The sequence below is a fragment of the Thioalkalivibrio sp. ALE30 genome, assembly GCF_000377465.1.
Classification (GTDB): Bacteria; Pseudomonadota; Gammaproteobacteria; order Ectothiorhodospirales; family Ectothiorhodospiraceae; genus Thioalkalivibrio.
This window is the reverse complement of the sequence record NZ_KB898168.1, coordinates 328,802-340,930: the sequence shown is the minus strand read 5'-3', so window position 1 is coordinate 340,930 and position 12,129 is coordinate 328,802. Positions and strand designations below refer to the sequence as shown.

The 12,129-nt window shown below is 66.4% G+C and carries 13 protein-coding genes; 1 reads left to right on the top strand and 12 read right to left on the bottom strand.

Annotation, left to right across the window (positions count from 1 at the left end; genetic code table 11):
- Positions 1-56: 56 nt before the first annotated feature.
- The 6 genes from D107_RS0101525 to D107_RS0101500 form a co-directional block, all read right to left on the bottom strand.
- Positions 57-446: a flagellar protein FliT gene (locus tag D107_RS0101525; RefSeq protein WP_018877438.1), complete on the bottom strand. Its 390-nt coding sequence runs from the start codon at positions 444-446 to the stop codon at positions 57-59.
- Positions 447-497: 51 nt separating this feature from the next.
- Positions 498-905, bottom strand: a complete 408-nt coding sequence (gene fliS, locus D107_RS0101520; protein ID WP_018880602.1) for a flagellar export chaperone FliS — start codon at positions 903-905, stop codon at positions 498-500.
- A 38-nt stretch (positions 906-943) separates the two neighbouring features.
- Positions 944-2,305: a flagellar filament capping protein FliD gene (gene fliD / locus D107_RS0101515; RefSeq protein WP_018880601.1), complete on the bottom strand. Its 1,362-nt coding sequence runs from the start codon at positions 2,303-2,305 to the stop codon at positions 944-946.
- A gap of 478 nt (positions 2,306-2,783) precedes the next feature.
- Positions 2,784-3,209 carry a flagellar protein FlaG gene (locus tag D107_RS14225; RefSeq protein ID WP_255349383.1) on the bottom strand — a complete coding sequence of 142 codons (426 nt, stop codon included), beginning with the start codon at positions 3,207-3,209 and terminating at the stop codon, positions 2,784-2,786.
- Between the two features lie 74 nt (positions 3,210-3,283).
- Entirely contained in the window at positions 3,284-4,648 is a 1,365-nt protein-coding gene (locus tag D107_RS0101505) for a flagellin (RefSeq protein ID WP_018880599.1), read from the bottom strand.
- A 626-nt stretch (positions 4,649-5,274) separates the two neighbouring features.
- On the bottom strand, positions 5,275-5,901 hold the full coding sequence (locus tag D107_RS0101500; RefSeq protein WP_026280711.1) for a YIP1 family protein: 627 nt from the start codon (positions 5,899-5,901) through the stop codon (positions 5,275-5,277).
- Positions 5,902-6,015: 114 nt separating this feature from the next.
- On the opposite strand from D107_RS0101500, the gene D107_RS0101495 reads away from it, so the two are divergent.
- Positions 6,016-6,225 (top strand): hypothetical protein, encoded by a 210-nt coding sequence (locus D107_RS0101495; RefSeq protein ID WP_018880597.1) that lies wholly within the window; start codon positions 6,016-6,018, stop codon positions 6,223-6,225.
- Between the two features lie 3 nt (positions 6,226-6,228).
- Here the strand turns inward: D107_RS0101495 and cobS are convergent, their stop codons facing one another.
- From cobS to cobD, 6 genes are all read right to left on the bottom strand, one after another.
- A complete protein-coding gene (gene cobS, locus D107_RS0101490) occupies positions 6,229-7,002 on the bottom strand; it encodes an adenosylcobinamide-GDP ribazoletransferase (protein WP_018880596.1) in 774 nt (257 codons plus the stop codon).
- Between the two features lie 348 nt (positions 7,003-7,350).
- Entirely contained in the window at positions 7,351-7,914 is a 564-nt protein-coding gene (locus tag D107_RS0101485; protein WP_026280710.1) for a histidine phosphatase family protein, read from the bottom strand.
- A complete protein-coding gene (gene cobT, locus D107_RS0101480; RefSeq protein ID WP_018880594.1) occupies positions 7,911-8,972 on the bottom strand; it encodes a nicotinate-nucleotide--dimethylbenzimidazole phosphoribosyltransferase in 1,062 nt (353 codons plus the stop codon). The genes D107_RS0101485 and cobT overlap by 4 nt, the downstream gene beginning before the upstream one ends.
- Positions 8,973-9,117: 145 nt before the next feature.
- On the bottom strand, positions 9,118-9,639 hold the full coding sequence (cobU, locus tag D107_RS0101475) for a bifunctional adenosylcobinamide kinase/adenosylcobinamide-phosphate guanylyltransferase (RefSeq protein ID WP_018880593.1): 522 nt from the start codon (positions 9,637-9,639) through the stop codon (positions 9,118-9,120).
- Complete coding sequence (locus tag D107_RS0101470; protein ID WP_018880592.1) at positions 9,636-11,123, bottom strand: cobyric acid synthase; 1,488 nt, start codon at positions 11,121-11,123, stop codon at positions 9,636-9,638. The genes cobU and D107_RS0101470 overlap by 4 nt, the downstream gene beginning before the upstream one ends.
- A complete protein-coding gene (cobD, locus tag D107_RS0101465; protein WP_018880591.1) occupies positions 11,120-12,121 on the bottom strand; it encodes a threonine-phosphate decarboxylase CobD in 1,002 nt (333 codons plus the stop codon). Before cobD ends, D107_RS0101470 begins: the two co-directional genes overlap by 4 nt.
- Positions 12,122-12,129: the final 8 nt, after the last annotated feature.

The following is a 12,129-nucleotide window of genomic DNA, read 5'->3' as shown; positions in this document are numbered from 1 at the left end:
TGCCGCATCGCCGAGAGGGCTCGGCTCCTACAGGAGATACGGAACAGGCTTCTGCCCTAACCCTCGGAACGCCCCCGACCGGTGCGCATGGAATGTCGGCGGGTCGTCTCGTAGGCGCTGGTGCCCTTGCGACCGGATTTCAGTTCGCGGATCTGCTGCGCGACCTCGGTGCGGCGCTGGTCCAGCTCCTGCACCGAGCTTTCGTAGAAGCGGCCAAGCTCCTCGAGCGCGGCGCGCAGTGCCGCCCCGGAGTCATCGCGGAGTGGCACCGGTTCCGGGCCGAAGGCCCGTTCAACCAGGCTGCGCGCCTGCCGATCCAGCTCCTGGAGCTCTTCCCAGTCCTCTTCAGCCACCGCGCGCGCCATATGGGCGCGGATCGCCTCGACGGCATCCTCGAGCGTGGCTTCCGAACCGGCCCCACTGTTCGAAGTGGCGGGACCGCTCATGGGCAAAGGCCGGACTCAAAAACCGCGCAAAGAGCCATGCAAGGCCTTCCGCTAGCCTGCCCGGCGCTGTTCGGCCGGGATCTCGTCCCAGCCCGCCTTGATCTCGCGCAGCAGCTTGGCCACCTCGTCCAGCGCCGCCGGGTCGTTCTGCGCGTTGCCTTCCAGCAGCCGGCGGCTCATGTACTCGTACAAGGCATCCAGATTGCCGGACAGCTCGGGGTTGTGTTTGTGGTCCAGCACCGCCCGCAGGGACTCGACAATGTCGATCGCCTTGCCGATCTTCTCGCCCTTCAGGCCTACATTCCCCTGCTGCATCGCCCCCTTCGCCACCGCGATCCGCTCCAGCGCGCCCTCGAAGAGCATCTGGATCAGGCGGTACGGGTCCGCCACCTGGGCCTCGGCCAGCGCGCCCGACTGACGGTACTGGTTCACTCCGCGATTCATGCCCGGTCCGTACATGCGTTGGTCTCCGTTATCCGTTCGCCCAAGCGGGGCGACTATCGACGAGAATTGTTCTGGGCCAGCGGCATGTTCGCCAACTGCCCCATCAGAAAATCGCCCGTGCTCTGCATCTGCGCCACGGCGCTGTCCATGCGCGAGAACTGACCGACCAGCCGTTCTTCCATCCGCTCCAAACGTACTTCCAGATTCTCGCGCTGCTGGCCGATGCGTTCCAGATCGTTGCGCAGACCATCAGTACGCGCGTTGATCAGCCCCTCCGGCCCGATAAAGCCATCGGTGACTTCCTCCATGCGCCCGCCGATCTCGCGAACGACCTCGGTGACACGGTCAAAACCGTCTGTCTCCATCGCACGGTCGAAGCGCGCCCCGTCAAAGGACAGCGTGCCGTCGCGGTTGGACACAATCCCAAGCTCCGCGAGCGTCTGGGCGTTCGCGTCCGGCACCTGGGCAGGCTGGATCAGCGCGTTGCCCAGGCGGCTGCGAATGCCACGCACCGTGCTGTCGCCCGTCAGTACGGAGCCTTCCTCTGAATCCGGGTTGAAGGAGGTCAACTCGCGCGTCTGTCCCACCAGCGAGTTGTAAGACTCCACAAACCCCTGCAGGGCCTCGCGCAACTGGTCCTGGTCTTCGCTGACCGACACGGTCACCGGCGACTCGGAGGTCCCCCGCAGCTCGATGCTCAGCCCTTCGATCGTGTCATCCAGCGTATTCGTCGAATTGGTGACCGTAAGCCCGTTGATGACCGCTTCGGCATCCTGGGCGGCGCGCGTCTCCACCAGGTTCGTGCCGTCCAGGCGGGCAAGCCCACTGCCCGCCGGATCCTCGGTCGCGGTCACGCTGATGGTGTTGGCGGCACCCGTCTCGTTCGCGCTCAGCACCAGGCGCGCCCCGTTCCCGTCGTTGACGATCGAGGCCGTCACGCCCGCCTCGGAATCGTTGATGGCGTTGCGCAGGTCGCGGAGGGTATCGCCCTCTTCCACGTTGATGGTCACGGCATTGCCGCCACCGACCTGGATCTCGAGCTGCCCGGCCCCGACTTCCGCGTCGGCATCGGCAAAATCACCCGGCGCCGACGCCAGCGTCTGCGCCTGAGCCAGCTGGTTAACCTCCAGGCTGAAGTCACCATTTGCCGCCGTGCCATCGGAGGTCACACTGGCCACGCTGGAATCCGACACCGTCGCCGATTGCGAGAGTTCGAAGCCCGCCAGTTGGGAGAGGCTTCCACTAACCTGTTCCACACCATTGGTCAGCTTGCCAAACGCGGAGATCTGCGCCTCGATTCGACCTTCCCGGCGATCGAAACGCTGCTCCTTTGGGACTCGTTCAGCGTTGATCAGGTCCCCAACGATCTGATTCAGATCCAGCCCCGATCCAACACCCAATGAACTGATGGCCATGGTCTTTCTGCTCCTCGGTGTCCGACGTCTCGGACCCTTTGCACGTGCTATATGTCTCTTTACGACAGACTAGCCCAAAACTTGAGCCCGCCGCAGGAAAACCGCCTCAAAAAGGGCATGCCCCCCCAGACCTGCCGCCCCAAAGAAACCCCGTAATTGCGAGCAAAGCGAAGCAATCTCCAGAACCTGGCACCCACCCGCCACTCGAGCCGGCTACCAGCATACCCGAGCCCCCTCGATCATCCCGGAAACGGCAGAGCCGTTATCCGGGAGCTCCACCGCTCAGCGATAGCACGGCGGCCGGGGAATCCGATGCGTGGGAGCTCCCGGCTCTTCGCTGCGCTTCGGCCGGTATTACGACGAAGGGTTGGCCGGGATGGGGTCCGTAGCAGCTTCGATGGGCCATACAACGAAAAAAGCCGGACCCGCTGCCGGGCCCGGCTTAACTCAACATCACGCTTGCAGGTCTACGAAGCCCTCAGGCCTTGTCCGCCAGCCCCGTACCACCGAGCTCCTGCTCGGTCTGGAACTGTTCCACCAGGGCCAGTACAGCCTCCGGCGGAATCTGACGGATCACCTCTTCGCGTTCTCCGTCCATCACGGTAATCACCGTTCGGCCACTGCTTTCGTCCACACTGAACTCCAGCGCCCGCTTGGTGGATTGCAGGTAGGAATTGATCGACTCGACCACCTGATTGACCTCAGCCATGTCCATGGCCTCAATCGCCGGTCCGGCGGAACCGGGAGCCGTTGATTCCGAACGATTGTCCGCTCGAGCCACGGCCTCCGGTCGCACCTCGCCACGAACAAGACCCGCACCGGGACCCGGGACCTTGGCTCCCTCGCCCCCGCGCGGGTTCACTGCCACCAGCGGTGATGTGATATTGCCGATTCCATCACTCATATCGCTGTCCTCTTCAGAAGGGGAGGATGGCGCCCTCGCCATCCTCCCTCAACCAGAAGCCCGAGTGATCGAGCTTACTGCAGCAGGGCCAGCACGTTCTGCGGAACCGCGTTAGCCTGCGAGAGCACCGAGGTACCCGCCTGCTGCAGAACCTGGGCTCGGGTCAACTCGGCCGTCTCGGCCGCGAAGTCCGCATCCTGGATCCGCGAACGGGCGGCGGACAGGTTCTCCGAGGAAATTTCCAGGTTGTTGATGGTGTTCTCGAAGCGGATCTGAACCGCACCCAGCTCGGCTCGGAGACCGTTCACCTGCTGCAGGGCAAAGTCGAGAGTTTGAAGCGCACTCTGAGCATTGTCGAACGTCAGGACGTTCACCTCGCCCAGGACGCTGTTTTCCGGATCGATATCATCCAGACCCAAGTCGCCGTCTGCACCACCCTGCACGTTGATCGCACCATCAACCTCAGTGGACAGCTCAATGCCAGCCAGAAAGGTCTCATCAATTCCACCCAGGACGTCTGCGTCACCAGCCTCGGAAATCTCGATGGAAGACGAAGAACTCGTAAGCACTAGGCCGCCATCGTCAGCAGCTGTAACTCCTGTCTGTGCCGACACATCGTTGATTTTGGCAATGGTAGACGCAAGGTCATCACTGTCGTCCAGCGTTATATTGACGTTGTTAATCGTCAGAGTCGCAGTCTGGCCACCCGCAAGCTCATTATTGAACGTGAAGTCATCTGCAACTGTTTGCGAGGCAACGGAAGCAAACACTTCGCTATCGGCCGACACCGCATTGATGGCGTTGACGATATCCTGGGTCGTGCTGTTTTCGTCGATGTTACTGAGGTCGACTTCAGCGCCATTGATACTGAGGTCAGCCAGTGTTTCCAGATCCGAAGCAGCAATCGCACTCCCGACATCCGTCGCAGCCCCCAATTGCGAGGTGCGGGCATCAACGCCATCAACCGAGATCGTTTGTCCCTGGTTGGCGCCCACCTGGAAAGTCAAATCCGACAGCGTACCGTCCAGGATCTTCTGGCCGTTAAATTCCGTAGCATCCGCCACGCGACCAACTTCGGCGATCAGCTGCTGCACTTCGTTGTTCAGCGCCTGACGATCTTGGGCCGAGTTGGTGTCGTTGGAGGACTGCACGGCCAGCTCCCGGATACGCTGCAGCGCGTCGCCGATGGTGCCCAGCGCGCCTTCCGCGGTCTGCGAGAAGGAGATGCCGTCGTTGGCGTTACGCACGGCCTGATTCAGGCCGCGGATCTGGGTAGTAAAGCGCTCGGCAATCGCCAGACCGGCTGCGTCATCCTTGGCGCTGTTGATACGCAGGCCCGAGGACAGACGCTCCAGGCTCTGAGCCAACGCGCCCTGGGAATTGTTCAGGTTGCGCTGCGCGTTCAGGGAAAGAACGTTGGTGTTAATTACTTGGGACATGATCGCTCTCCTGTAGAGTCGTTCGTCACCGCCTCGGGCGGTTCTGGTGAACGGGCCGATCCCCGCTCTCAGATGCCTTAACGACCTTTCCCACAGAACCTTTAGCCCATCTTTGAAATTTTTTTCGCCGCGGGCGGCAAATCCTTGCCGCCCGCGGCGCATGCGCCCTCCAACCCGCCACACCACGCGCCACAGCCACGCCATCATCGGCACCCCATGCGCCGCCGTCACCCCCACCGGAGCGCACCCTTCATCGTCATCCCGGCCGGAGCGCAGCGGAGAGCCGGGATCTCCCCACGCCGGACCAGCCCCAACGTACGGCTAGCCCGTACCGTGGAGATTCCGGACAACCGCTGCGCGGTTTCCGGAATGATAATGCTGTGGCGTAGGAAGCGAGCCCTCTCGCCGATCGGGCCTGGCCACCGCTCGGCGTTTCAGAGGCTTTGTACACAGGCCCCGGAATTCAACCTTGGCTCCACACCACCCACGCAACGCGATAGCCCACCGCCGGTCCCGCTACTGTAGGAGCCCAGCCCCCTGGGCGATCGGGCCGGGCATCTGGCATTGATGAAGGGAAATCGCCCAGAGGGCTGGGCTCCTACAAGTGTTACCCCGACAACGGGGGCTCAGATCAGCCAGGTGGTACCGATGCGGTGCTCAGGCGTGGCGCCGGGGATCAGGTCCATCAGGAGCCAGCCGAAGATCAGGGTGATGAAGGCGCCGCTGAAGATGGTGGCCACGAACAGGCCGATGCGGTTGCCGCGGCGCAGGCCGACGATCTCGCGCAGGGACCAGTAGAGCAGCCACAGCGAGTACATGATCAGCAGCAGGCCGATGCCGTTGCCCCAGGGCCAGGGGAATGCGGCGACGACCTTGCCCACCCAGCCGGGCAGCAACCCGACCGTTACGGCCAGCATGGCCCGGTCCGGGTGCGAGTAGCCCTGGAACAGTTCGGTCAGGTAGTGCGCGGACCAGGCCATCCCCAGGACCCCGATGCTCATCGCCAGCGCGCTGTAGACGCCAAAGCCCCACGCCCCGGGCATTGCCTCGGGTGGCAGCCCGGTCGGCATGATCTGGTACAGCCACTGACTGGCGATCACGCTGACCAGCAGCACCGGCAACGCCAGGCCCAGGAACGTCTGCCACCAGGGCGGTGCCAGCTCGATCGCCCGCGCATCACGCACAACCGCCAGCGGGTTCACGAGCGCGCGCAGCGTCATGCGGGCCGGATTCAGTCTCACGGGAACGGTCATCACCAGAGTATGTGGCAATTACGTGACCGTTCGATGACAGGTTTTGCTAACTTCCGACATGCACCATCTGGTTCTGGACCGGGAGACGCATCATTGGCTCGCTTGACGATCCGTTTGCCTGACGAAAAGTACGAACGTCTGAAGGTTCTGGCGCGCGAACGCGGGACCAGCGTGAATCGCCTTGTGGACGGGATGGCCACGCTGATGATTGCCGAGCACGACGCGGAAACCCGTTTCCGGGCTCGTGCCTTGCGCGGGCAGGGTCGGGAGCAGGAAGGTCTGGCCCTGCTGGACAAGGCGATGGGAGGGCCCTCGCCGGATTAAGTTCTAATGGAGCCCGAGCGTCAGTACGAGGATGACCAGCACGGAGGTCTCCACCAGCTCCAGCGTGGCTCCGACGGTGTCGCCGGTGAAGCCGCCGAGCCAGCCCTTGAGGAGGTGGATGGCGCCCCACAGCAACAGGCCGACGGCGACCAGGGCCGGTATTACGCCCCAGAGACCGGAGACCAGCCCCAGTATCAGGCTCAGCAGGACCGTGGCACCCACCACGCCGATCGCGGCCCTGCGCGGCAGGTGTTGCGCCATCTCGGCTCCCAGCCCCACCGGGTTCACGTAGGGCGTGGTCAGAAACAGCACCGGAGGCACCACCCGCCCCAGCACGATTGCGAGCAGCAGGGCGATCCACGCGCCGGACTCCAGCACGGCCACCAGCGCCGTGCCTTTCAGCAGCAGCACCAGGATCAGCGCCGCGACCGCCATGGGCCCACAGGCGGGATCCTTCATGATCCCGCGCGCCCGCTCCGGATGGCGCTGACCCCCAACCCAGGCGTCCACGGTATCCGCCAGCCCGTCCAGGTGCAGCGCGCCGGTGAGCGCCACCCAGAACGTCAGCACCAATGCCGCGACCAGAAGCGTCGGGGCGCCGGGAATGGCGGACAGCGCGATGCCGACGATCACCACGATCAGACCCAGGATGAGCCCGACCAGTGGGTAGGTCAGTACGGAACGCCCCAGATCCTCGGGGCGCGGCTCCAGCGCGGGAGTCGGCAGACGGGTGAGGAACTGGATGGCCAGCCAGAGGGGCGTCATCACGGGGTTCATGCGACCCCTCCGTCATTCCTGCCGGTAGGAGGCCAGCCCCCTGGCCGATGGGGCGCTGGCATTTTCCCGATCGGCCAGAAGCGAGCCAATACCGAGTTCATACGGCCCCCTCCGTCACCCCTGCCTGTAGGAGGCCAGCCCCTGGCCGATGGGGCGCTGGCACGTTCCCGATCGGCCAGGGGGCTGGCCTCCTACATGTTTCGTACCCGATCACGCGGGCAGCGAAACGTCCGTCAGAGGCAGGCGCGGGCAGGGGCTTCGCGTGCAAGCACGCTCCCGCAGAACCGCACGCAAGTGCCCGGGCGCGGGTTGGCTCGGGGTCCTGTTGCAGTGCGGGATGGGTAATCATCAGTAGGCCTGCCATGGCTCGATAATATGCAGGGACGCGAGCGGGACGTCGATGCTCAGGAGTTTTTCCAGCGGCCAGCCCTCGTGCAGGGCACGGATCAGGCGGATGACCCCGCCGTGGGCGATCACGAGCACGCGCTCCCCTTCGTTGGGCGCCAGTTCATTCCAGCCGGCGACCACACGCTCGCGAAACGCTCGAAGCGACTCGCCATTGGGCGGCGCATGATTCAGTGGATCTTCCCAGAAGCGACCCAGGGCGTCGGCCTGCGTCTCCATCAGCGCTGCCGCCGTTCGGCCTTCCCAGTCGCCGAAGTCGAGTTCGGCCAGGCGTTCGTCCACGGCGAGTGGCACGCCTGCCTGCTCGGCGAACGCCTCGGCAGGCCCGAGGCATCGCATCAACGGCGAGCAGACGACGCGATCCCAGTCGGCGTCACGCGCGAGTGTCTCGCGCATTGCGTGCCAGCCTGCTGCCGTCAGCGGGACATCGCTGCCACGCCCACAAAACCCCTGGCCCGTCGTCTCGCCGTGCCGCAGCAGGCCGATACGTGTCGCGTCCGTGCTCAACTGCCCTCCCCGCTCACACCCGCCTCGGCGAAAGTCGCCATCCCCGAATGCAGCTCGCAGGCCAGGCGCAGCAGGGGCACGGCGGTGGCCGCCCCGCTCCCCTCGCCCAGGCGCATGCCGAGATCGAGCAGTGGCTCGGCCGCCAGCGCCTGCAGCAGTCGCTGGTGGCCCGGCTCCGCCGAACTGTGGGCGTAAAAGAACCACTCCGCGGTGCCCGGGCACAGGCGTTCCGCCACCAGCGCCGCCGAGGTGCTGATGAAGCCGTCCACCAGTACCGGCAACCCGATCTGTGCCGCGGCGATATAGGCGCCGGCCAGGCCCGCGATCTCGAAGCCACCCAGACAACGCAGGCTGCCCAGCGCATCGCCGCGCACATCGACGTGAGTGCTCAATGCCTGCTCGATCACCTCGGCCTTGTGGCGCACGCCATTGGCATCCAGACCCGTGCCGGGCCCGGCCAGATCGGCCGGCGGCAGGTCCAGCAATGAACAGGCAAGTGCGGCGGCCGCCGTGGTATTGCCGATGCCCATCTCGCCACCGATGAACAGTTGCGCCCCGCCCCTTCGGGCGCGCTCGGCGCACTGGCGGCCGGCGTTCAGCGCGCGCTCCAGCTGCGCCGGCATCATCGCCGGTTCGCGGGCCAGGTTGGCGGTGCCGGGACCCAGATTGAGTTGCTGCACGCCGCTGACGGCCGGTGGCTGAGCCACGGTACCCAGATTGATCACCTCGATGGACGCGCCCAGGTGCCGTGCCAGCACCGAGATTGCCGCGCCGCCGTTCGCGAAGTTCGCGACCATCTGCGCGGTCACCGCCTGGGGGAATCGCGAGATCCCTTCGGCGACCACGCCGTGGTCACCGGCGAACACCGCGATGTGCACCTGCTCCAGCGTCGGTTGGCCCACGCCCTGCATGGCGGCCAGGCGCTCGGCGATCGCCTCCAGCCGCCCGAGCGAACCCGGCGGCTTGGTCAGTTGGGCCTGCCGCTCGGCCGCTGCCTGGCGCGCCTCGGCGCTCAGGGGCGCCGGCGGCACCTGCAGCCAGTCACAGTCTTCGGTCACATGTTCTCCCTATTCGATCCGTCTTCGCGGGCAAGCCCGCTCCCACAAACAAACTCGCTCCCACAAAGGCATGTGCGGCAGCCCTGTGGGAGCGGGCTTGCCCGCGAATCCCCGCCATCCTGGCCACAGCAAAGCCCGCCCTGGATCACAGACGGTCACCCTTGAGCACATGCGGGAGACCGGCGACGGTGAGGACCACGCGGTCCATCTCGGGGGCCAGGCGCTGGTGCAGCCAGCCGGCCTCGTCGGCGAAGCGGCGGGACAGTTCATCCATGGGGGTAATGCCCATCCCCGTCTCGTTGGAGACGAAGACCAGCGTGCCCGGCAAGCACGGGATCGTCTCGATCAGGGCCTCGCGCTCGCGTTCGATCCAGGCCTCGTCCTCGGTGCACAGGAGCTGGGTCAGCCAAAGTGTCAGGCAATCGACCAGCAGGCACTGGCCCGGACCAGCGGCCTGTTCCAGTGCCCGGGCCAGTCCCGTGTCCGCCTCGACCAGGCCCCAGTCACCGGGGCGGTCGGCGCGATGACGCTCGATCCGGCGCGCCATCTCGGCATCGTCGGCCCGTGCCGTGGCGACATAGGTGACCCGCAGGCCGGATTCCGCCGCCAGGCGTTCGGCCAGCCGGCTCTTCCCGGAACGCACGCCGCCCAGGACCAGGGTCTTCATGCCACCGGCTCTCCCGATTCCGCCCGCAGCAGGGTCAGTACACGCTTCATGTCCAGGTGTTCCTCCAGGGTATCCGCCAGGCGTGCAAGACCGCGTTCGCGCGCCGCAGCCAGGTCTTCTCCCTGTCCCAAACCGGCCCGCATACCCGCCCAGTGCAGCAAGGCATCGGCGGCCTCCGAACGGTCGAATACGCCATGCACGTAGGTACCGGCCACCGTACCGTCCTCGCTGCACGCGCCATCCGGCCCGTGCGCCAGATGCAGCAGCGGCTGCTCCAGTCCGGGCCCGGTCGTGATGCCCGCATGAATCTCGTAGCCTTCCACGCCTGCCTCCCGGCCCAGCACACGATCCCCGTGAACACGCTCCAGACGCTTCTCGGGGGCCAGGCGGGTCTCGATATCGAGCCAGCCAAGCCCCGGCGTGGAACCGGTCCGGCCCTCGACGCCGTCGGGGTCGTGCACGGCGCGCCCCAGCATCTGAAAGCCCCCACAGATGCCCAGCACCTTGCCACCGTAGCGCACATGCCGTTGCAGCGCGGCCTCCCAGCCCTGATCGCGCAGCCAGACGAGGTCGTCGGGCACCGACTTGGAGCCCGGCAGGATCACCAGATCCGCCGGCTGCAAGGACTCGCCGGGGCCGACAAAACGCAGATCCACCGCCGGGTGCAGGCGCAGCGGGTCGAAATCGGTGTGGTTGGAGATGCGCGGCAGGGCCGGTACGACCACCTTCAGCGCATCCGTAGCCTTTTCCGGCACCGCCTCCCGCGGAAGGGCGTCCTCGGCATCGAGATACAACCCGTGCAGGTACGGAATCACGCCGAGCACCGGCTTGCCGGCCTCCTGTTCCAGCCAGTCCAGCCCCGGCTGCAGCAGGCTGATATCGCCGCGAAAGCGGTTAATGACGAAGCCCTGAACCCGCGCACGCTCGGTCTCGCTCAGAAGCGCCAGCGTGCCCACCAGATGCGCGAACACCCCGCCCCGGTCGATATCCGCGACCAGGATCACCGGACAGTCCACGGCCTCGGCGAAGCCCATGTTGGCGATATCGCCCGCGCGCAGGTTGATCTCCGCCGGCGAGCCCGCGCCTTCCACCAGCACGTGGTCGTACTGATCCGTCAGGCGCCCGTGCGACGCCAGCACTGCCTCGCGGGCCACGGGCTTGTAGTCGTGATAGGCCCGCGCATCCAGTTCCGCCGCGGGCCGCCCGTGGATGATCACCTGCGCGCCCTGGTCCGAGCTGGGCTTGAGCAGTACCGGATTCATGTCCGTATGCGGTTCCAGGCCGCAGGCGGCGGCCTGCAGGGCCTGGGCCCGGCCAATCTCGCCGCCATCGGCGGTCACGGCGCTGTTCAGCGCCATGTTCTGCGGCTTGAACGGCACCACCGACAGTCCACGGCGGTGCAGCACCCGCGCGAGCCCCGCGACCAGCACGCTCTTGCCGGCATCCGAGGTCGTCCCCTGCACCATCAGCGTCGTGCCCGTCATGCCCGCTGCAGCCCCGCTTCCAGACGCTGCCACTCGGCCGCGTCACCCGGCAGGCCAAACCGAAGACTCCCGGGCGCATCGAATCGACGCACCAGGATGCCCCGCCGGCCCAGATGGTCCTGCCAACCCGCGGGATCATCCACCCGGCACCACTGGAACAGCGCGGTGCCGCCGGTGGGCGCCAGCCCGTGCGCACGCAGCCGTTCCGCCAGGCGCTGGCCACGCGCCTGCAGCTGGCTCCGGGTCTCGGCCTGCCAGGCGCGGTCGGTCAGCGCCCGGGTAGCAACCCAGCGCGAAGGTCCGGCGAGGCCCCATGGACCCAGTCGGGCGGCCAGCTGCGCGCGCATCGCGTCGTCGGCGATCACGAACCCGACCCGTGCGCCCGCCAGTCCGAAGAACTTGCCGAGAGAACGCAGCACCACCAGGCCTTCGCGCGGTGCGTCCTGCGCGAGACTGGCCCCCGGCGTCACATCCATGAAGGCCTCGTCCACGACCAGCCAGCCACCACGCGCGGCCAGTTCCGCATGCCACGCCAGCAGTTCCGCACGTTCGAAGCACTGACCCGTCGGGTTATTCGGGTTGACCAGCACCAGCACGTCCAGATCGGGCAGCGCGGCGGCGATCGCCTCGCCACTCAGCGGGCGTACCGTGTGCCCGGCCTCGCGCCAGGCCCGGGCGTGCTCGTTGTAGCTGGGTTCGAGGATGCCGACGCGCGCCGTACCCGAGCGCAGCGCCGGCAACAACTGGATCGCCGCCTGCGAGCCCGCGACGGGCAAAGGCGCCGCGGTGCCGTAATAGTCAGCGGCCGCGGCCTCGAGCCCGTCCTCCGGTTCCGGCAGCCGCGCCCAGACCCACTGCGGGACCTCGCCCACGGGATAGCCATGCGGGTTGATGCCGGTGGAAAGATCCAGCCACTCGGTTGCCGGAATGCCGTAGCGCGCAGCCGCTTGGCGCACACCACCCCCATGCACCTGCACGAGCGCCTGGGGTTCGGGCATGGGAGCCG